This is a genomic window from Dickeya sp. MK7, assembly GCF_000406305.1.
Classification (GTDB): Bacteria; Pseudomonadota; Gammaproteobacteria; order Enterobacterales; family Enterobacteriaceae; genus Dickeya; species Dickeya fangzhongdai.
On sequence record NZ_CM001984.1, the window covers coordinates 4502705 to 4523069 of the forward strand.

Annotated in this window: 15 protein-coding genes; 4 read left to right on the forward strand and 11 right to left on the reverse strand. The window is 57.9% G+C overall.

Features of this window, described 5'->3' with window-relative positions:
- Positions 1 to 137: 137 nt before the first annotated feature.
- The 5 genes from glgP to glgB form a co-directional block, all read right to left on the reverse strand.
- Positions 138 to 2585 (reverse strand): glycogen phosphorylase, encoded by a 2448-nt coding sequence (glgP, locus tag DXXMK7_RS19540; RefSeq protein WP_038920461.1) that lies wholly within the window; start codon positions 2583 to 2585, stop codon positions 138 to 140.
- A gap of 22 nt (positions 2586 to 2607) precedes the next feature.
- Positions 2608 to 4041 (reverse strand): glycogen synthase GlgA, encoded by a 1434-nt coding sequence (gene glgA / locus DXXMK7_RS19545; protein WP_038920462.1) that lies wholly within the window; start codon positions 4039 to 4041, stop codon positions 2608 to 2610.
- Between the two features lie 74 nt (positions 4042 to 4115).
- Entirely contained in the window at positions 4116 to 5402 is a 1287-nt protein-coding gene (glgC, locus tag DXXMK7_RS19550) for a glucose-1-phosphate adenylyltransferase (RefSeq protein ID WP_038920463.1), read from the reverse strand.
- Positions 5403 to 5415: 13 nt separating this feature from the next.
- Positions 5416 to 7386, reverse strand: coding sequence for a glycogen debranching protein GlgX (gene glgX / locus DXXMK7_RS19555; protein WP_038920464.1), 1971 nt, complete (start codon positions 7384 to 7386; stop codon positions 5416 to 5418).
- Positions 7386 to 9569, reverse strand: a complete 2184-nt coding sequence (gene glgB / locus DXXMK7_RS19560) for a 1,4-alpha-glucan branching protein GlgB (protein ID WP_038920465.1) — start codon at positions 9567 to 9569, stop codon at positions 7386 to 7388. The genes glgX and glgB overlap by 1 nt, the downstream gene beginning before the upstream one ends.
- Before the next feature lie 382 nt (positions 9570 to 9951).
- On the opposite strand from glgB, the gene DXXMK7_RS19565 reads away from it, so the two are divergent.
- On the forward strand, positions 9952 to 11637 hold the full coding sequence (locus DXXMK7_RS19565) for a sensor histidine kinase (RefSeq protein WP_038920466.1): 1686 nt from the start codon (positions 9952 to 9954) through the stop codon (positions 11635 to 11637).
- Between the two features lie 176 nt (positions 11638 to 11813).
- Here the strand turns inward: DXXMK7_RS19565 and DXXMK7_RS19570 are convergent, their stop codons facing one another.
- From DXXMK7_RS19570 to asd, 3 genes are all read right to left on the reverse strand, one after another.
- Positions 11814 to 12026, reverse strand: a complete 213-nt coding sequence (locus DXXMK7_RS19570; RefSeq protein WP_013319797.1) for a cold shock domain-containing protein — start codon at positions 12024 to 12026, stop codon at positions 11814 to 11816.
- Positions 12027 to 12410: 384 nt separating this feature from the next.
- Entirely contained in the window at positions 12411 to 12848 is a 438-nt protein-coding gene (gene nikR, locus DXXMK7_RS19575; protein WP_038920468.1) for a nickel-responsive transcriptional regulator NikR, read from the reverse strand.
- A 198-nt stretch (positions 12849 to 13046) separates the two neighbouring features.
- The gene (asd, locus tag DXXMK7_RS19580; protein ID WP_038664817.1) at positions 13047 to 14147 is read right to left on the reverse strand and encodes an aspartate-semialdehyde dehydrogenase; all 1101 of its coding nucleotides are present in this window, start codon (positions 14145 to 14147) and stop codon (positions 13047 to 13049) included.
- A gap of 200 nt (positions 14148 to 14347) precedes the next feature.
- On the opposite strand from asd, the gene DXXMK7_RS19585 reads away from it, so the two are divergent.
- On the forward strand, positions 14348 to 14941 hold the full coding sequence (locus tag DXXMK7_RS19585) for a YhgN family NAAT transporter (RefSeq protein ID WP_012768001.1): 594 nt from the start codon (positions 14348 to 14350) through the stop codon (positions 14939 to 14941).
- A gap of 70 nt (positions 14942 to 15011) precedes the next feature.
- Here the strand turns inward: DXXMK7_RS19585 and gntT are convergent, their stop codons facing one another.
- Positions 15012 to 16328: a gluconate transporter gene (gene gntT / locus DXXMK7_RS19590; RefSeq protein WP_038664809.1), complete on the reverse strand. Its 1317-nt coding sequence runs from the start codon at positions 16326 to 16328 to the stop codon at positions 15012 to 15014.
- A 248-nt stretch (positions 16329 to 16576) separates the two neighbouring features.
- Here gntT and DXXMK7_RS19595 point away from each other — a divergent pair, with 248 nt between their 5' ends.
- Positions 16577 to 17095 carry a gluconokinase gene (locus tag DXXMK7_RS19595; RefSeq protein ID WP_033569420.1) on the forward strand — a complete coding sequence of 173 codons (519 nt, stop codon included), beginning with the start codon at positions 16577 to 16579 and terminating at the stop codon, positions 17093 to 17095.
- A gap of 10 nt (positions 17096 to 17105) precedes the next feature.
- Here DXXMK7_RS19595 and gntR read toward each other — a convergent pair whose 3' ends face one another.
- Positions 17106 to 18101 carry a gluconate operon transcriptional repressor GntR gene (gene gntR, locus DXXMK7_RS19600; protein WP_038921150.1) on the reverse strand — a complete coding sequence of 332 codons (996 nt, stop codon included), beginning with the start codon at positions 18099 to 18101 and terminating at the stop codon, positions 17106 to 17108.
- 506 nt (positions 18102 to 18607) lie between these two features.
- On the opposite strand from gntR, the gene DXXMK7_RS19605 reads away from it, so the two are divergent.
- Positions 18608 to 19405: a hypothetical protein gene (locus DXXMK7_RS19605; protein WP_038920469.1), complete on the forward strand. Its 798-nt coding sequence runs from the start codon at positions 18608 to 18610 to the stop codon at positions 19403 to 19405.
- 136 nt (positions 19406 to 19541) lie between these two features.
- Here DXXMK7_RS19605 and DXXMK7_RS19610 read toward each other — a convergent pair whose 3' ends face one another.
- Complete coding sequence (locus DXXMK7_RS19610; RefSeq protein ID WP_038920470.1) at positions 19542 to 20240, reverse strand: pirin family protein; 699 nt, start codon at positions 20238 to 20240, stop codon at positions 19542 to 19544.
- Positions 20241 to 20365 lie beyond the last annotated feature (125 nt).

Genomic DNA, 20365 nt, shown 5'->3' on the forward strand with positions numbered 1-20365 from the left:
CGATGATGCCGCAAAGGAATAACCGATGTCATCAAGCACGAAACCTCACACTACTCCGACATAAATCGCCAATCACAAAACAACAGCGCTGTTTGTCTACAGCCTAACTGCACATCCAGTTACACCATCCAATCGACCTACAACCGTATCGGCTTGATATGCCAGATGTCGTCGGCGTATTCCTGAATGGTGCGATCGGCGGAGAAATAGCCCATGTTGGCGATGTTGTGCAGGGTACGGCGCGTCCATTCATCCTCGTCGCGGTAGACATCGTCCACCTTGTCGTGGCTATCCACATAACTGCGGTAATCCGCCAGCAACTGGTAGTGATCGCCGAAATTGACCAGCGAATCGAACAGGTCGGCATAGCGGCCCGGTTCATCCGGGCTGAACACGCCGGTGGCGATCTGCGTCAGTACCCGGTGCAACTCCTCGTCCTGATTGTAGAATTCACGCGGGTTGTAACCGTTACGCCGCAGTTCTTCCACCTGTTCCGTGGTGTTGCCGAAAATGAAGATATTCTCTTCACCCACCCGTTCACGCATTTCGACGTTGGCGCCGTCCAGCGTGCCGATGGTCAGCGCGCCGTTCAGGGCAAACTTCATGTTGCTGGTGCCGGAAGCCTCGGTGCCCGCCAGCGAAATCTGTTCCGACAGGTCGGCCGCCGGAATGATGATTTGCGCCAGGCTGACGCCGTAGTTGGGGATGAAAACGATCTTCAGTTTGTCTTTCACCTCCGGGTCATTGTTCACCACGCTGGCCACATCGTTGATCAGGTGAATGATGTGCTTGGCCATGTAGTAGGCGGATGCCGCCTTGCCGGCAAAGATGGCGACGCGCGGTACGCGATCCAGATTCGGGTCATCCTTGATGCGGTTATAAAGCGTAATCAGGTGCAATACGTTGAGCAGCTGACGTTTGTACTCATGAATACGCTTGATCTGCACATCAAACAACGCGCTGGGATCCACCACCACATCCAGATGCTGGGCGATGTAGATCGCCAGCCGCTTTTTGTTTTCCTGTTTGGCCTTACGCACTTTCTGCAGGAAGGCCGGGAAATCAATATGCGGCTTCAGGTCCGCCAGTTGGCTCAGATCGGTGCGCCAGGTTTTGCCGATGGTGTCATCCAGCACTTTCGATAGCGACGGGTTCGCCAGCGCCAGCCAGCGCCGCGGAGTAACGCCGTTGGTTTTATTACAGAAACGGTCCGGATAGAGCCGGGCGAAGTCGGCGAACAGCGACTGCACCATCAGGTCGGTATGCAGCTGGGACACCCCGTTCACCTGATGGCTGCAGATCACCGCCAGCCATGCCATGCGCACTTTGCGCCCGTGGGTTTCATCCACGATCGACACCCGCGTCAGCAAATCGTTGTCGTTCGGGAAACGTTCCTGCACGTCGTCCAGAAAACGGTCGTTGATTTCGAAAATCAGTTGCAGATGGCGCGGCAAAATTTTGCCCATCATGTCGACCGGCCAGGTTTCCAGCGCCTCACCCATCAGGGTGTGGTTGGTGTAGGAGAACACCTTGGTGACCACTTCCCAGGCGGCGTCCCACTTGAACTTATGCTCGTCGATCAACAGGCGCATCAGTTCCGGAATCGCCAGCACCGGGTGGGTGTCGTTGAGGTGGATAGCGAATTTTTCCGCCAGATTGGCGTAGGTTTTGTGCATCATCCAGTGGCGACTGAGGATATCCTGCACCGTGGCGGAGACCAGAAAGTACTCCTGACGTAAACGCAGCTCACGGCCGGAATAGGTGGAATCGTCGGGATACAGCACGCGCGACACGTTTTCGGAGTGGTTTTTATCCTCCACCGCCGCGAAATAGTCGCCCTGATTGAACTTACCGAGGTTGATTTCGTTACTGGCCTGCGCCGCCCACAGCCGCAGGGTGTTGGTGGCGTCGGTATCAAAGCCGGGGATGATTTGATCATAAGCGCAGGCGATGATCTCCTCGGTTTCCAGCCAGCGGGTTTTACTGCCTTCCTGCTGGATACGACCGCCGAAACGCACTTTGTAACGGGTGCTGTGGCGGACGAATTCCCACGGGTTACCGTATTCCAGCCAGTAATCCGGCGACTCCGCCTGCCTGCCGTCGACGATGTTCTGCCGGAACATACCGTACTCGTAACGGATGCCATAACCGCGCCCCGGCAGCGCCATAGTGGCGAGCGAGTCAAGGAAGCAGGCCGCCAGCCGTCCGAGACCGCCGTTGCCCAGCGCCGGATCGTCCTCTTCTTCCAGCAGTTCGTTCAGATCCAGGCCCATCGCTTCCAGCGCGTCCCTCAGATCGTCAAACATGCCCATCGCCAGCAGCGCGTTGGACAGCGTGCGTCCCAGCAGGAATTCCATCGACAGGTAGTAAACCTGCCGGACATCCTGCGATAACTGCGCGCGATTGGAACGCAGCCAGCGCTCTACCATGCGATCCCGCACGGCCAACACCGCGGCATTCAGCCAGTCATGTTTACTGGCGATGCTGGGATCCTTGCCTACGGTAAACATCAACTTGTAAGCGATGGAGTGTTTCAGCGCGTCTACGCTAAGCGTAGGTGAGTTGTAGATAAATGGAGAGTTCATATGTCATTCCCACTGATGCGTACTACCACAGACGTTGATAAAGCGCACGATAGGCCTGGGCAGCAACCTGCCAACTAAAATCCATTGCCATTGCCTGACGCTGTACATAACGCCAGAGCGAAGGGCGTGACCACAACACAAAGACCCGACGAATCGCCCGCGACAGCGACGCTGTATTGCAATCGCTGAACACAAAACCGCTCGCCAGGCCATCGGCCAGATTTTCCAGCGAGCAATCTGCCACTGTATCCGCCAGCCCGCCGGTGCGCCTGACCAGCGGTAACGTGCCGTATTTCAGGCCGTACAGCTGAGTCAAACCGCAGGGTTCGAACCGACTAGGAACCATAATCACATCCGCGCCGCCAATAATGCGGTGCGAGAACGCTTCGTGATAACCGATCTGAACGCCGACACGGCCGTGATACTCCGCCGCCGCCGCCAGAAAACCTTCCTGCAGGGTGGCGTCGCCCGCCCCCAGCACCACCAGTTGCCCGCCCTGCTCCAGCAAACCCGGCACGGCCTGCAACGCGATATCCAACCCCTTCTGACTGGTAAGGCGGCTGACGATGGCGAACACCGGCACCCGGTCATCCACCTTAAGCCCCATCGCCGTTTGCAGATGCCGTTTGTTGTCCGCCTTGCGCGCCAGCTCATCGCGGCTATAGGTGGCGGTCAGCAGCGAATCGTGCGCCGGGTTCCAGATCTCGTCATCCACGCCGTTGAGGATGCCGGACAGACGACCGGCGTCTTCCCGCGACTGCAGCAACCCTTCCAGCCCGTAGCCGTATTCCGTCTGAGTGATCTCATGCGCATAGGTCGGGCTGACGGTGGTGATGTGATCCGCATAGTACAGCCCGGCTTTGAGGTACGAGATCTGACCGTAGAATTCCAGCCCGTACATGCTGAAGTACTCCGGCGGCAACCGCAGCTCCGACATGTGACGGGCATCAAATAATCCCTGATAAGCCAGATTATGGACGGTAAATACCGATTTTGCCGGTCGACCTTTCGCCGCCAGGTAAGCGCAGGCCAGACCGGCATGCCAGTCGTGGGCGTGCACGATGTCCGGCCGCCAGAACGGATCGACGCCGCTGGCCATTTCCGCCCCCATCCAACCCAGCAGACCGAAGCGCAGAAAATTATCCGAATAGGCAAACAAAGAGGTGTCGTGATACGGGCTGCCCGCCCGTTCATACAGGTGGGGAACATCGATCAGGTAGATGCCCACGCCGTTGTAATGACCGTAGCGCAGCGTGACACGACCGCCAAACGTATCCAGTTCCCGCACCACCTGCGCATCCGGGATGCCTTTTTTCAGGTCGGGGAACGCCGGCAACAGCACCCGCACATCCATCCCCGCGGCGATCTGCGCGCCGGGCAATGCCCCCACCACATCCGCCAGTCCCCCGGTTTTCAGCAGGGGGAACAGCTCTGAACACACATGTAATACCCGCATCTTGTCTCCCGTAGCCGCCTCGTCTCTGGCGCGGCGGCATCAATCCCCCGGCCGCCCTCGGCCGGGCATCGCGGCTAAGGTTTGAGTTTGGCCAGCATGGCGCGCGTCACCAGCACAATCCCTTCTTCGGAACGATAAAAGCGACGGTTGTCATCCTCGGCGTTCTCGCCGATCACCATGCCTTCCGGAATTTCGCAGGCGCGATCGACAATGCAGCGATGCAGACGGCATGAGCGCCCCACTTTGACATCCGGCAGCAGCACCGACGAATCGATGCTGCAGAAGGAGTTGATTCGCACCCGCGGAAACAGCACCGAGTGCGTTACCACCGAGCCGGAGACGATGCACCCGCCGGAAACCAGCGAATTCATGGTCAGCCCGTGGCTGCCGGAGCGGTCCTGCACGAATTTGGCGGGCGGCAAGGCCGCCATCGCCGAGCGAATCGGCCAGTTGTGGTCGTACATGTCCAGTTCCGGCATGACCGAAGCCAGATCGAGGTTGGCGCGCCAGTAGGCCTCCAGCGTTCCCACGTCCCGCCAGTAAGGCGGCGCGTTGTCCGAGGAGGTAACGCAGGAGAGCGTGAAGGGGTGCGCCCAGGCATGCCCTTGCGCCACGATTTTCGGGATCAGGTCTTTGCCGAAATCGTGGCTGGAGTCCGAGGTGCACACGTCTTCTTCCAGCCGCCGGTAGAGATAGTCGGCGTTGAACACGTAGATCCCCATGCTGGCCAGCGCCATGTCCGGGTTATCCGGCATCGGCGTCGGTTTGGCGGGTTTCTCTTCAAAGCTGACGATGCGGTTATCCTTGTCCACGCTCATGATGCCGAAGGCGTGCGCCTCTTTAATCGGCACCGGGATACAGGCTACCGAGCACTCGGCGCCGTTCTCCACGTGGTCCAGCAGCATGCGGGAATAATCCATCTTGTAGATGTGGTCGCCGGCCAGAATCACCACGTATTCCGCCCGATAGCGCCGGATAATATCCAGGTTATGGCACACGGCGTCGGCGGTGCCGCGATACCAGTGATCGTTTTCATCGTGTCGTTGCTGCGCCGGCAGCAAATCGACAAATTCGTTCATCTCGGTATTCAGGAACGACCAGCCGCGCTGGATGTGCTGCACCAGCGTGTGCGACTGATACTGGGTAATGACGCCAATCCGGCGGATACCGGAATTCAGGCAGTTGGAAAGAGCAAAATCGATAATTCGGTACTTACCGCCAAAGTGTACGGCCGGCTTAGCGCGGTATGCGGTCAAATCTTTCAGTCGGGTACCTCGCCCGCCCGCCAGAATCAGCGCGACGGATTTTAGGGGCAATTGTCTGGCCAGCATCAGAGGATCGTGTTTGTCAGTACTCACCATGTCAGGCTCCTTATTATTGTTTTACCAGTACGCACACCGCATTCGCCTGCCCGCGCCAAACCCGCCCATCGAGTGGATGGTCGGCCGCGCTAAACGGCGGCTCAACCCGCCATTCCCCTTCCGGCAGGGAGAAATCACATTCCTGCGGCGTGGCATTGATCAACAGTAGCCAGCGTTCGGAAAGCTGGATTTGCAACTGGTGTGCTCCCTGTTCCCATTCGTACGGCGTTAATGCCTCTCCCTGCGCATTCAGCCACCGCACGTCGTTCTCGCCGTCACGCCACCAGCGCCCCCGCTGCAACGCAGGGATAGACCGGCGCAGCCGGATCAACCCGGACGTAAACGCGAGCAACGCGTCATCCGCCTGATCCCAATGCAACCAGGCCAGCGCGTTGTCCTGACAGTAGGCGTTATTGTTGCCCTGCTGGCTGTTGCCGAATTCATCGCCCGCCAGCAGCATCGGCGTTCCCTGCGACAGCAGCAGCGTGGTCAGCAGCGCCTGCTGACTGACGCGCCGCCGCGCCTGCGTCGCCTCATCCGCCTCCAGCCCCTCGGTCCCGTGGTTGAAACTGAAATTGCTGTTGGTGCCGTCCCGGTTTTGCTCCCCGTTGGCGTCGTTGTGCTTGTGGTTGAAACACACCAGATCGCGCAGGGTAAAACCGTCATGAGAGGTCAGCATGTTGACCGACGCCCAGGGCTGCCGGCTGCCGCGCTCAAACACCTCGCTGGAGGCGGCGAAACGACGGGCCAGCACCCCAACGGGGAGATCGCCATGCAGCCAGAAACGGCGTATGTCGTCGCGGAAGCGGTCGTTCCACTCCGCGAACGGCGCCGGGAATTGCCCCAGTTGGTAACCGCCGGGACCGATGTCCCAGGGTTCGGCAATCAATTTGCAGTCGCGCAGCGAGCGGTGATTGCGCAGGGCCGTAAAGAACGGAGCGGCGGAGGAAAAGTCCGGCTGGCGTCCCAGAATCGTCGCCAGATCAAAACGAAAACCATCCACATGGCAGACCTCGCGCCAGAACGTCAGACACTCGATCACCCAATGCAGCACCGCCGGATGCTCAAGCCGCAGCACGTTGCCGCACCCCGCCCAGTTGTGGTAATCGCCGTTCTCCGTCAGCCAGTAGTAGCTGGCGTTATCAATACCGCGCAGCGTCAGGGTCGGGCCGTCTACATCCAGCTCCGCGCTGTGGTTAAACACCACATCCAGAATCACCTCGATACCGGCCTGATGCAGCGCACGCACCGCGTCGCGGAACTCGTTGAGCGGGTCATCGCTCGCCGCCAGGCTGCTGTCCACCGCAAACGGCAACAGCGTGTTGTAGCCCCAGTAATTGCGCAGGCCCATTGATTGCAGACGCGGCTCGTCGGCATGCTGGTGGATAGGCATCAGCTCCAGCGCGGTCACGCCCAGTTGCGTCAGATAATCCAGCATCACCGGGTGAGCCAGCGCGGCATAGGTGCCGCGTATCGCCGCCGGAATACCGGGGTGTCGACGGGTCAACCCGCGCACGTGGGCTTCGTACAGCACCGTCTGCCCCCAGGGGGTGCGCGGCAGCCGGTCGTTCTGCCAGTCGTAATGTTCGTCCACCACCACGCTGCGCGGCATCACTTCGGCGCTGTCGGAAAGGTCGGGCTGGTCGTAACCGCCGTGCAGCCGCTCGTCATCCACCACCCAGCCGTCCATCTGCCGGGCGCAAGGGTCAAGCAACAGCTTATTGGCGTTGAAACGCAGCCCACGTCGCGGCTCGAACGCGCCATCGACGCGATAGCCGTAGCACAAGCCCGGCTGGGCGTCCGGCAGATAACCGTGCCAGATATCACCGGTGCGGGCCGTCAGCGGCAAACGCTGCTCCCGCAGGCCGTCAAAAATACACAATTCCACCCGCGACGCCCCGGATGAGAACAAGGCGAAGTTCACGCCTTCGCCATCGAAATGAGAGCCTAATGGTCGCGGGCGACCCGCCAGCAGCTCAGCCATTACGCCTCCTTCACCAGATATAAGGTGGAGAGCGGCGGCAGCGTCAGCACCAGCGACTGCGGCCGGGAATGGCTACCCACCGTTTCGCTGCGCACCAGTCCCTGATTGCCAAGGTTACTGCCGTGGTAATGCCAGGAATCGGTATTAAGCACCTCGCGCCACTGCCCCGGCTGGTTGATGCCGACGCGATAACCGTCCCGAGGCACCGGCGTAAAATTGCTGATGATCAGCATTTCGTTGCCGTCGACATCGCGCCGGATAAAGGCGAACACCGAGTTTTCCCGGTCGTCCACCACCACCCATTCGAAGCCCTGATGCAGGTAGTCGCACTGATAGAGCGGCGGATGCTGGCGGTAACAGTGGTTGAGGTCGCGCACCAGTTGCTGCACCCCGGCGTGCCAGCCTTCCTCCTCATCCAGCAGATGCCAGTCCAGGCTGGTGTCATGGTTCCACTCCCGCCCCTGCGCAAATTCACTGCCCATGAACAGCAGCTTCTTGCCGGGGTACGCCCACATGAAACCGTAGTAGGCGCGCAGGTTGGCGAACTTCTGCCAGGCGTCGCCGGGCATCCTATCCAGCAACGAGCGCTTGCCGTGCACCACTTCGTCATGCGACAGCGGCAGCACGAAGTTTTCGCTATAGGCGTACAGCATGCCGAAGGTCAGCAGGTCGTGGTGGTATTTGCGGTGTACCGGGTCCAGTTGCATGTAGGCCAGCGAGTCATGCATCCAGCCCATGTTCCACTTGTAGTGGAAACCCAGCCCGCCATGCTCCGGCGGCAACGTCACCCCGGCGTAATCGGTGGATTCTTCGGCGATGGTGACCGCGCCGGCATGATGCTGCCCCAGCATCTGATTGGTGTAGCGCAGGAAGCCGATCGCCTCCAGATTCTCCTTGCCGCCGAAATAGTTCGGCACCCATTCCCCGTCGCGGCGGCTGTAATCGCGGTAAATCATCGAGGCCACCGCGTCGACCCGCAGCCCGTCGACGCCAAAGCGCTCCGTCCAGTACAACGCGTTGCCCGCCAGATAGTTGCGCACTTCGTGGCGATCAAAGTTATAAATCAGCGTGTTCCAGTCCTGGTGGTAGCCTTCTTTCGGGTCGGCGTATTCGTACAGCGCGGTACCGTCAAAACGCGCCAGCCCGTAGCTGTCCGCCGGGAAATGGCCGGATACCCAGTCCAGCAGCACATTGATGCCCGCCTCATGAAAGGCCGACACCAGATAGCGGAAATCGTCCGGCGAACCGAAACGACGGGTGGGCGCGTATAACCCCAGCGGCTGATAGCCCCAGCTGCCGTCAAACGGGTGCTCATGCACCGGCATCAGTTCAACATGGGTAAATCCCATTTCTTTCACGTACGGCACCAGTTGATCCGCCAGTTCGCGGTAGCTGAGCCAGAAATTATTGTCGGTGTGCCGCCGCCACGACCCTAAATGCACCTCGTAAATGGAAATCGGCGATTGCAGATCGTTGGCGTGTTGCCGTGCTTCATCCACCGGCAACGCGGGCGGCAGACGGCCGACCACCGATGCGGTATCCGGGCGCATCTGCGACTCGAACGCATAGGGGTCGGATTTCACCAGCACATTGCCGTAACAGTCGATAATCTCGAACTTGTACAGCTGACCCGGCCCGACGCCCGGCACAAACAGCTCCCACACGCCGTTTTCGCGCCGCAGACGCATCGGATGGCGGCGACCGTCCCAGAAATTGAAATCGCCCACCACCGACACCCGCTGGGCATTCGGCGCCCAGACGGCAAAACAGGTGCCATCGACGCCATCCAACGTAGCCGGATGCGCGCCCAGCGTTTCAAACGGCCGCAAATGGCGCCCTTCCGCCAACAGCCAGATATCCAGCTCCTGCAACAGCGTGCCAAAACGATAAGGGTCATCGATAACATGCGTATCCTGCTGCCAGGTCACCGCCAGCCGATAGCTGAACGGTTTTTTGCGGCGGGGCAGCACCGACGAGAAAAAACCGCGCGGGTCCCGGCATTGCAGGTCCGCCACTTTACGTCCGCTGTGTGCGTCCACCACGTACACGTCGCTGGCATCGGGAAGCAGCGCGCGCACTTCCAGCCCCGAGGCGGTGTCATGCATACCCAGTACCGCAAAAGGATCGGCGTAATGGCCGGAAAAAAGGAGATTAATAATGTTCTGATCAGAAAACCCTGACATGGCATCCATCCTCTGAATTAACCATCTGAATAAGTTAAGCATGTTAAAGAGACAGATCATTTCTTCGGCATTCTTGTGGATAGGGAAATGCCCTGCGTCAATAACAGAAAAGGAACCAGCCTGACCCCATAAAAAAAGAAAACGCACCCGAACAGAAAACACCTCACAGCACTCGCTGAGCCTGCGAAGCATTTTTCAGACAAACCTAAGATTCAGCTTAGTCAAGAAAAGAGAAAACATTTGAGATTATGGATAAATTTTTGCGCCAAAGACTTATAAGAAAAAATAATTAATCATAGTGTTAGCGAATGTTGATCCTGTCCGGAGATTGTTCGACCGCGACGGGTAAAATCGGATGCATCAACAGGGAGGTGTACTGCTTATGATAAGCCAAATCGATCTGATTCTGTCATTGCTGCAACAAACATGCGTCTATCTGGTCATTGCCTATCTATTGAGCAAAACTCCGCTGTTTATTCCGCTGACGCAGGTCACCATCCGCCTGCCGCATAAACTGATCTGCTACCTGACCTTCTCGATGTTCTGCATCCTCGGCACCTATTTTGGCCTGCATATCGACGATTCCATCGCCAATACCCGCGCCATCGGCGCGCTGCTGGGCGGCGTACTGGGCGGGCCGTCGGTGGGGGTGCTGGTCGGGCTGACCGGCGGCTTGCATCGCTATTCCCTCGGCGGCATGACCGCGCTGGCCTGTATGGTTTCCACCATCGCGGAAGGGCTGGCCGGCGGCCTGCTGCACCGCTACCTGACCCGCCGCCATCGCGTCGATCTGCTGTTCCAGCCGCTGGTCATCGCCGCCGCCACCCTGCTGGTGGAAGTGTTGCAGATGAGCATCATCCTGCTGTTGTCGCGGCCATTCGGCGACGCGCTGACGCTGGTCAAAAGCATCGCGCTGCCGATGATCATTACCAACAGCGTCGGGGCGGCGATGTTCATGCGCATCCTGCTGGACCGGCGGGCGATGTTCGAGAAATACACGTCGGCGTTTTCCGCCCGGGCGTTGCAGATTGCCGCCCGCGCCGAAGGGGCGCTGCGGGAAGGATTTAATCCGAGAACCAGTATGCGGGTGGCGCGCATCCTGTATGAAGAGTTGGGCGTCGGCGCGGTCGCCATCACCGATCGGGAAAAATTGCTGGCGTTCGTCGGTACCGGCGACGATCACCACACGGCCGGCTCGCTGATCACCTCGCCGTTCACCCATCAGGCCATCGACCACAATCAGGTGGTGTACGCCGACGGCAACGAAGCGCCCTTCAACTGTTCCATCTCGCCGCACTGTAAGCTTGGGTCCACGCTGGTGATCCCGCTGCGCGGCGAAGAACAGCGGGTGATCGGCACCATCAAGCTGTATGAACCGAAAAACAAGCTGTTCTCCAGCATCAACCGGACGCTGGGGGAAGGCATCGGTCACCTGCTGTCGGCCCAGATTTTCGCCGGCCGTTTTGAGCAACAGAAACAATTGCTGGCGCAGTCCGAAATCAAGCTGTTGCACGCTCAGGTCAACCCGCACTTCCTGTTCAACGCCCTCAATACCCTGTCGGCGATTATTCGCCGCAACCCGGATCAGGCGCGTCAGTTGGTGCTGTCGCTATCCACCTTCTTTCGCAAAAACCTCAAGCGCAGCAGTGACGAAGTGGCTCTCAGCGATGAGCTGGAGCATGTCGACGCCTACCTTGAAATCGAAAAGGCGCGTTTCGCCAATCTGCTGACGGTGGACATTGCCATTCCGCCGTCGCTCAGGGCCGCCAGGCTACCGGCCTTTTCCCTGCAGCCGCTGGTGGAAAACGCCATCAAGCACGGCATCTCCCAAATGCTGGACAACGGCCATTTGCGCATTGACGCCCGCACCCACGCCAACATGCTGGAGCTGACGGTGGAGGACAACGCCGGGACTTATCACCCGCGCAACGGAGGCGACGGGCTGGGCATGAATCTGGTGGACCGGCGCATCAAGGCGCGTTACGGCCATCACTACGGCATCACCGTCACCAGCGAGCCGGAACACTTTACCCGCGTGCGGGTACGAGTGCCGCTGCGGGTGGGATAAATTCGCGGCCGAAACCGATCATTGTTTACTACACCTGTTCAGGCGTTTCAGTATGCCAATAAAAAACGGCTTCCCTTGTGGGGGAAGCCGTTCTCAGGCAGACCTGGGTATCACATCAACTTAACTGCTCCGGCTAACGCCATCTTCGCTATCGTAAGCGATGATTACCCGGGGAATTACAGCCCTACAACGTTTTCAGCGGAAGGACCTTTCGGGCCGTTGCCGATAACGAATTCAACTTTCTGGCCTTCGTACAGAGTTTTGAAGCTATCGCTCTGAATGGCGGAGAAGTGAACGAACACGTCTTTGCTGCCGTCAGCCGGAGTGATGAAGCCAAAACCTTTAGTTTCGTTAAACCATTTTACTGAACCAGTCATTTTATTAGACATTATATTACCTCGTAATTTTTTCCAGCCCGTTAGAGGGCAATATAGGTCTGCATTGCAGGAAATACTTATGAGCAAGAAAAAAAGAGATTCAGGGGAAGTGATATCGAGGATAACGCTTGGACTGAGGACTGCTTTAGTAAAATGCTTTGCATAAATAGGTCTGACTAACAAACCGTGACACCATTAACGCATTCATCCGGAACGAATGCAAGCGTTATGTATTATCGCGAGATGTAAATATTTTATATTTATTATAATTCATGAAGTTAATGAATCCCGATAGGTTATTTCTTCGACACCACCGGTTTCAAGGCAGAGGCCGAAGCGCAGGATATTTTGCCAACGCCACGCCACAACCTGCGGCTCCCCCCACCAGACCGCTGATTATTTGTGCTTTTCCGGTTCCGCCCCATTGGCGGCATGATCCATCGGGATCAGGTTCAATCGGCCGTGACGCACGCCGGTCTGGGCGATGACCGACGCGGCGAACTGTTCCACCCGCTCGGTCGGCCCGCGCAGAATCACGGTTTCCACGCACTCATCATGGCTCAGATGGGTATGCATGGTGGACACGGTGAGGTGATGATGCTCATGCTGCATGCCGGCCAGCCGGCTCGACAGTTGGCGTTCGTGATGGTCGTACACATAGCTCAGCACCGCCACGCATTCCGCGTTTTTATCCTGCGCCACCGTCATTTCGCCCAGCTCACGCCGCAGCATATCGCGAAACGCTTCCGACCGGTTGGCATAGCCTTTACGCAGCATCAACGCGTCCAGCGCCTCGGCCAGCGGGTCATCCAGAGAAATCGTCAGTCGTTGCATGTCGGCCTCACAGAAAAGCGAAAAGAATCCCCGGCGACGTCGCCGCTCGGGCCGCCCCATTATGCCGCGCGCCGCAACGGCTATCGTGACGCAGCGCAATATGGCGTGTGAATCAGTAGGACGCAACGGGCGAGATTTGGGGGAAAAGCAGAAACCAAGGCGAGGCACGCCGTGATGGCGCGCCTCGTATGGCAATGATTACAGCAGGATGCGCAGCATGCGGCGCAGCGGTTCGGCAGCGCCCCACAGCAGTTGGTCGCCGACGGTGAAGGCGGACAGGTACTGCGGGCCCATGTTCAGTTTGCGCAGACGGCCCACCGGCGTGGACAGCGTACCGGTCACGGCGGCCGGGGTCAGTTCGCGCATGGTGATCTCGCGGTCGTTCGGCACCACTTTCACCCAGTCATTATGGGTTGCCAGCATCTGCTCGATTTCCGGAATCGACACATCTTTCTTCAGTTTCAGCGTGAAAGCCTGGCTGTGGCAGCGCAACGCGCCGATACGCACGCACAGACCGTCCACCGGAATAGTGCTGGCGGTGTTCAGAATCTTGTTGGTTTCCGCCTGACCTTTCCACTCTTCGCGGCTTTGGCCGTTTTCCAGCTGTTTGTCGATCCACGGAATCAGGCTGCCGGCCAGCGGCACGCCGAAGTTTTCCACATCCAGACCGCCGCGCGACAGCGCCGTCACTTTGCGCTCGATATCCAGAATGGCGGAGGCCGGGTCGCGCAGTTCAGCAGCCACTTCGGCATTCAGTTGGCCCATCTGCACCAGCAGTTCGCGCATGTTGCGCGCGCCCGCGCCGGATGCCGCCTGATAAGTGGCGACAGACGCCCACTCCACCAGATCGTTGGCGAACAGGCCGCCCAGCGACATCAGCATCAGGCTGACGGTACAGTTGCCGCCGACGAAGGTTTTGATGCCTTTATCCAGACCGGACTTGATCACGCCGTGGTTGACCGGGTCCAGGATAATAATCGCGTCATCTTTCATTCGCAGAGACGATGCTGCGTCGATCCAGTATCCTTGCCAGCCACTTTCACGCAGCTTTGGATAGATTTCGTTGGTATAATCGCCGCCCTGACAGGTGATGATGATATCCAGCGCGCGCAGCGCTTCCAGATTGTAGGCATCCTGCAGGACACCCTGCTGGCCGCCCAGCGCCGGCGCCGGTTGGCCGTGCTGAGAGGTAGAGAAGAATACCGGGCGGATTAAATCAAAGTCGCGTTCTTCCACCATGCGCTGCATGAGTACCGAACCGACCATACCGCGCCAGCCAATAAAACCAACATTTTTCATGGTAACCGTCCTGCCTGGGGGTGACAAAAAGCAATCCGACTGCCGTTTCAGGCAGGGAGCATAAGTTTAAAGTGATGACTGTCAACCTTACAAAATGTATCAGAAGTCGCAAGTGAATTTATTCGATGACTCAGGCGTTTTCAGCAACACGCCTAATGTGTCTGGCAAAAGGCTGGGGATGAGAGGAGCTTACCGCCACCATGACTGAAATGATCTCGGCAACCGTACTGTTGTTGTTAATTATGGATCCGCTCGGCAATCTGCCGGTGTTCATGTCCGTATTGAAGCACCTGGATCCCAAACGGCGGCGCGTGGTGCTGATTAGGGAAATGATCATCGCGCTGGGGGTGATGCTGGTATTCCTGTTCGCCGGCGAGAAGATTCTGGCGATATTGAACCTGCGCACGGAAACCGTCTCCATTTCCGGCGGTATCGTGCTGTTTTTGATCGCCATCCGCATGATTTTCCCGACGCAGGAAGGCTTTACCAGCGGTCTGCCCGCCGGCGACGAGCCGTTTCTGGTGCCGCTGGCTATCCCGATGGTGGCCGGGCCGTCGATTCTGGCCGCGCTGATGCTACTCTCGCACCAGTACCCGAATCAAATGCCGCACCTGACGCTGGCGCTATTCATCGCCTGGGGTATCACGGTTGTCGTGCTGCTGCTGTCGAATCTGTTCCTGCGCCTGTTGGGCGACAAGGGCGTCAACGCGCTGGAACGGTTGATGGGATTGGTGCTGGTCATGCTTTCCACCCAAATGTTCCTTGATGGCATTCGGGCCTATCTGAAACTGTAACCGCAGACGCTCTCAGTCTCCCTGCCGAAGCGAAGACTGAGAGCAAACCGCTACATCCAACCTACGTTCATCACACCACGTAACTCAGCAGCAGGGTGCCGACCAAACCGCACACCGCGATGATGGTTTCCAGCGCCGACCACGACTTCAGCGTTTCCGGAATGCTCAGGTTGAAATACTCTTTGAACAGCCAGAAGCCGGGGTCGTTAACGTGGGAGAAAATCACGCTGCCGGAGCCGACCGCGATCACCATCAGCTCCGGGCTGACGCCGCTGGTGGCAATAATCGGCGCCACAATCCCGCCTGCGGTCAGCGCGGCCACCGTGGCGGACCCCAGCGCCAGACGCAGCACGGCGGCGATAAGCCAACCCAACAGCAACGGCGACACGCTGCTACCGTTCATCATCCCGGCGATGTATTTGTCTACGCCGCTGTCGACCAGCACCTGTTTAAACGCACCGCCGCCGCCGAGGATCAGCAGCATCATGGCGATGATTTTAATCGAGTCGGTAATGGTGCCCATCACCTCATCCATGCTGCGGCCACGGTTCAGGCCGAAGGTGAAAATAGCGATCAGCACCGCAATCAGGGTCGCCATCACCGGGTCGCCGAAGAACTCGGCATACGGTAACAACGCGTGTCCCTTCGGCAATACCATTTCCGCCACGGCGCGCAGCGCCATCAGAATCACCGGCACCAGCGCGGTCATCACGCTGACGACAAAGCTCGGCATCTCCTGCTCGGTGAACTGCTTCGGGTTATACAGCCCTTCCGGAATCGGCTTGTCGATTTTCTTCAGGAAGCGGGCGTAAACCGGGCCGGCCAGAATCACCGTCGGGATCCCCAACAGCGTACCGTACAGCAGCGTTTTGCCCATGTCGGCGTGGAACAACGAGGCAATGGCGGTCGGCCCCGGATGCGGCGGCAGGAAGCCGTGGGTGACGGACAACGCCGCCGCCATCGGCACGCCGGCATACAGCAGCGGAATACGCGCCGACGCCACAATGCTAAACACCAGCGGCAACAACAGCACGAAACCCACTTCGTAGAACAGCGCGAAGCCGACGGTAAAACCGGTCAGCACAATCGCCCACTGAATATGTTTGCGACCGAAGCGATTAATCAGCGTGGTGGCGATACGCTGCGCGCCGCCGCAGTCCGCCAGCAGTTTCCCCAACATGGCGCCAAAGCCCATGATCAAGGCCAGCGTGCCCAGCGTGCCGCCCACCCCGTTCTTGATGGACGTCATCACCTTCTGCACCGGCATTCCCTGCATGATGCCCACGGCCAGGGCAACCAGAATCAGTGCAATAAAGCCGTTCAGTTTAAAGCGGATCATCAGCACCAGCAGCAGTGCGACACCCACAGCGACAATCACGAGTGGCATAACGATCTCCGGCAACCCCTGCCTGCGCGAGTCGGGCAACGACAGGGGGGATTTTCTTGTGTTTTGCGAATTCTCCCGGTGTTTCGGGCGTGCCTTCGCTACAGTAGAGTCAGGCGTTCGGGTAGCGCTTAACCCGTGTGATATACATCACAACGCACGATGTTACCGGTATCATGATACCGGTAACATGTTAAAGTCTGAAACCGGTACGAAGCATTTAATTTACAGTTTGGGATAGAGATCAAATTATGTCAGGACAAAGTATTATTCTGATGGGGGTTTCCGGCAGCGGGAAATCCAGCGTGGGCGCCCGGCTGGCACGGGAAATCAACGCCAAATTCATCGACGGCGACGATCTGCATCCCAGAGCCAACATCCAGAAAATGGCCAGCGGTCAGCCGCTCAACGACGACGACCGCGCCCCCTGGCTGGAGCGCCTGAACGACGCCGCCTACAGCCTGCTGCATAAAAATGAAACCGGCATTATCGTCTGTTCCGCGCTGAAAAAGCGCTACCGTGACCGGCTGCGCGAAGGCAACGACGGCATGGTGTTCCTGTACCTGAAAGGCAGCTTCGAGGTGATTCTGCAGCGCCATCAGGCGCGCGCCGGGCATTTTATGCCGACCGGATTGCTGCAAAGCCAGTTTGATGCGCTGGAAGAACCGGGTGAAACGGAAACCGATGTCATCACCGTCGATATCAACGGCCCGATGGATCAGGTGGTGGAGCGGTGCGCCGCGGCGTTACGCGCGCACCCATCACGCTGAAAGCGCCAGCCTAGACGCTCTCTCCCACCTGCAGAGTAAAGCCGACGTCCACGCTGGCCGTCGGCAACGTTTCCCCATGCAGACGCGCCAGCAGCTGCGCGGCGCCGACTTCGCCAATGCGCTTACGCGGCGTCAATACGCTGGTCAGCCGCGGCACTGTGGTCTGGCCGATATCGTGACCGTGGAAACCGGCGATGCCCATCTGTTCGGGAACGCTCACCCCCTGCCGCTGGCACTCGAACATGGCGCCGATAGCCAGGTCATCGTTGGTGCAGAACAGGCTGTCCACCTGCGGGTATTCCGCCTGCGCCCGGCGCAATAGCTCTCCGCCCAGCGTATAGGACGACGGGCTTTCGCTCATCACGCTGTAGCTGGCAAGGCCGGCTTCGGCCATCGCCTGCGCGTAACCTTGCTGTTTCATCAGCGTGCGTTCGTCCTGACGCGCGCCGAGATACACCACATGGCGGCGACCGCGCGCGATCATGTAACGCGTCATCTGGCGCGCGGCGTCCACATTATCGAACCCCACCGCCATATCGAGACAGGGCGACACGGAATCCATCAACTCCACCACCGGGATCCCGGCCACGGCGATCATCTGACGGGTACGGGCGGTGTGATTGCGCTCGGCGAGGATCAGTCCGTCAATGTTGTAGGCCAGCAATGACATCAAACGTCGCTCTTCCATTTCCGGCTGATAACCGTAATGCGCCAGCATGGTTTGATATCCCTGCGCTTCCGCCACTTTTTCGATGCCGCGCAACACCTCGGCGAACACCTGGTTGGTAAGCGACGGCAACAGCACGCCGATCGCCCGGCTGGTGGAATTGGCGAGAATGTGCGGCGTTCGGTTGGGAATGTACCCCAGTTCATCCAGTACGGCGGCGATTTTGCCTCTCAGCGCCGCGGACACCTGCTCGGGGTTGCGCAAATAGCGGCTGACCGTCATTTTGGTCACCCCGACCCGGTCGGCGACATCCTGAAGTCCCGGCCTTTTTTTCTTTATCATCCGTTGACATCCCCGTAGCTGAAAACGCCGATTGTACTAGAGAAATGGTTAGCAGAATATGTACTTGAACACAGGACATAAAATCAGGCATGGTGAAGTCGCGCAAATAATACCCATTATATTATTTTGATTTTTATTGTTTGCTGGTTATTAATTATAACCAACAACGAATGAGTATATATCACCAATAAATGACGATTTTTATATTAATAAAAATCCGACAATAAATGATTTTTTATTATAAATAGCATCGCGCATTAATGTTACATTCCAGCTTACGTCACAAAAACAAGCCGGTGGAAATGTTCCATAATTTCATGCAGAGACAGGCTATTTCAGCGCCGCGCCTTCGGAATGACGGACTGAAACAGAGTGCTACACTCGCCTTCTGCGATAAAAGGTCTACCGTATTATTTCATTTATGAATATATACCCTAAATAATTCGAGTTGCAGGCAGACGTTGTTGCACAGCGCAAACGCCTGGCGAACAGGAGCAAAGAATATGAATAGTATTCCTACATTTGGATCGTACACGGTGGCAGACCCACAGTCAGGACAGAGTTGGCGGGTAACGCACAGCACGGCGGAACAACAAGTCGATAATAGCGGGGCTGTCGCGGACGAAGTAAAAATTGAACGTCAGGATGTCAATATCAGCGCAGAAGCCCTCAGTAAATATCAGGCATATATTGAAGCGCGAAAATCGGGTGACGCTACCTCTAATCAGGTGACTATCTCGGAAGGCATCGCGCTTCAGGTTCCCGATGCGCTCAGCGAAGAAGAGTATGCCAAATTGATGACGCCGACTGATACCTGGGCCGAGCGGATGAAAACCGTGGACCAGGCGACACTCAACCTGCGTTCGGCATCTGCTCAGATTGAGCCGACTTATATGTCTTTTCTGGAACAACTCGGCAAAGATAACCCGGATTTAAAGGGAGCGACTTTCGGTTTCAGCGTGAGTAAGTACAACAGGCTCGTAGTGACCGGAGCACAAGGGCTGAACCAGGAACAGATTCAGCGGCTGGAACAGGCGCTGAATTCATCCCGTGAGCTGGTGGATCAGGCGAATAAACTGGCCGATGCCCAAATCGCGCTCTTCGAGGCTGAAAGTCCTAACGCCATTATCTCCTTTAACCGGGACAACTACGCCCAAACCATTGATATCGGAACAGAACTCCTGACCAGAAATCGTGCCCGCTACGCCCCTCGTGACGGCTCGGCGAATGATGTCCATCAGAAAAACTGGGACAACAACTGGCGGCAACAGTTGGCGCGTAAGGGAGTACCGATTAATTAACTATCAGCAGTATAAGGCCGGGCAGCCTCAACCCCAGGCGGTTTGGTCGCGGAGGCTGGGCCTCCGCTGTACTACCGTGAACTGGGGGCAAACGAGGCGATCCGGCATGGGATCGCCTTGGTAAACGCTGCCGCCGTCATTTTACCGGCGGCAGGTCAAACAGCAGGATTTCGCTGTCTTCGCTGGCGCGCACGGTGATGGAATCCTCATCCCAGATAGCCAGCGCGTCGCTGGCGTTGGCCTGCTGACCGTTGATCTCAATAGCGCCGCGCACCACCTGAATCCACAGCTGACGCCCCTGCTGGGCCTGATAGCTCGACGCTTCCTGCGATTTCAGCGCCCAGCGCCACAGCGTCATGTCCTGAAACACCTTCAGCGACCCGTCGCGGGCATCCGGCGACAGCACCAGTTGGCGGCCCTGCGGCGCATCAAAACGGCGCTGCTCGTAACGCGGCGTCAGGCCGGTTTTTTCCGGGATCACCCAGATCTGGTACAGGTGCAGCAATTTGTCCTGACTGGCGTTGTACTCCGAGTGACGGATCCCGGTGCCGGCGCTCATGATCTGAAACTCGCCCGCCGGGATCTGCTCTTTGTTGCCCATGCTGTCCTGATGTTCCACCGTGCCTTCCAGCACATAGGTGAGAATTTCCATATCCCGGTGCGGGTGGGTTCCAAAACCCTGGCCGCCCTCGATACGGTCTTCATTGATCACCCGCAGCGCGGAAAAGCCCATGAAATCAGGGTCGTAGTAATCAGCGAATGAAAAAGTATGCCAGCTGTCGAGCCAGCCGTGATTGGCATGACCGCGATCTTGTGCTTTGCGTAAATAAATCATGTGACGTTCCTCCAACGTTTTTTTTCAGTCTAGCGGCCGCCGGAGAATAAGAAAGCCGAAAAAACTCACCGCTCTATTCAAAAAATTTCCGGGAGAAATTTTTAACGTCGCGCAGCGACAAACAA